The sequence below is a fragment of the Stenotrophomonas sp. YIM B06876 genome, from assembly GCF_030711595.1.
Lineage (GTDB): Bacteria > Pseudomonadota > Gammaproteobacteria > Xanthomonadales > Xanthomonadaceae > Stenotrophomonas.
In genome coordinates this window covers 1-949 of sequence record NZ_JAUJUJ010000323.1, presented here as the reverse complement: position 1 = coordinate 949, position 949 = coordinate 1, and the positions used below count along the sequence as shown (strand labels likewise).

The window sequence follows — 949 nt, the reverse complement described above, 5'->3', positions numbered from 1 at the left end:
TTGGCTTCCAGCGCATCCCACTGCGGCTTGCCGACCAGGCGCTGGCGCTCGGCAAACGGCGCGACCAGGGCCGGGTCTTCGTCGATGCGCTGCGTGTCGCGCAGCACCGTCAGCGCCTTCTGCATGCCGGCCACGGCGCCCTGCAGCGCGGCGTTGGCGTACAGCACCAGGCCATAGCCCAGGCCGCCCAGTTCCTCGGCGCTGAAGATCGGCGTCTTGCCGCCGATCACCATGTTCATCAGCTGGGGCTTGGCCAGGCGCTGCGGCAGCGCGCGGATCTCGTCGGCCGTGGTGACGGCCTCGACGAACAGGATGTCGGCACCCGCCTCACTGAAGCGCTGGGCGCGCTCCACGGCCGCCTCGAAGCCCTGCGTGGCGCAGGCATCGGTGCGCGCCATGATGAGCAGGTCGGGGTCGCGGCGCGCATCGACGGCGGCCTTGATCTTGCCCAGCATCTCCTCGGTGCTGATGACTTCCTTGCCGCTGAAATGGCCGCAGCGCTTGGGGCTGACCTGGTCTTCGAGCTGGATGCAGTCGGCGCCCACGCGCTCGAGCGTGCGCACCGCGTGGTAGGTGTTGAGCGCATTGCCAAAGCCGGTGTCGGCATCGACGATCAGCGGCAGCTCGACCGCGTCGCGGATGCGCGCCGTGTGCTCGGCGATGTCGCTCAAACCCATGAAGGCCTGGTCGGGCAGGCCGAATGACATATTGGTCACGCCGGCGCCGGTGAGGTAGATGGCCTCGAAGCCCAGGTCGGCGACGACGCGGGCCGACAGGGCGTTGAAGGCGCCGGGAACGATGACGCCGCGGCGCTCTTGCGCCAGGGCGCGCAGTTGTTGTTTGGTGTTCATGGAGTCGCTCAAAAAGTGGAGTCCGGCGGGCCGGGTGTTGATGGGGAGGGAACGCCGTCCCAGACAGCTGCGGGCACCAGCACCTCGCCGCGCATCAG

Annotated in this window: 1 protein-coding gene; it reads right to left on the bottom strand. The window is 68.8% G+C overall.

The genetic code is table 11. The features are described from left to right. Window positions 1-851, bottom strand: an 851-nt coding sequence (locus tag QZH66_RS17035; RefSeq protein ID WP_305807035.1) for an isocitrate lyase/PEP mutase family protein, incomplete at its 3' end; no start/stop codon positions are given. Between the last annotated feature and the right edge of the window lie 98 nt (window positions 852-949).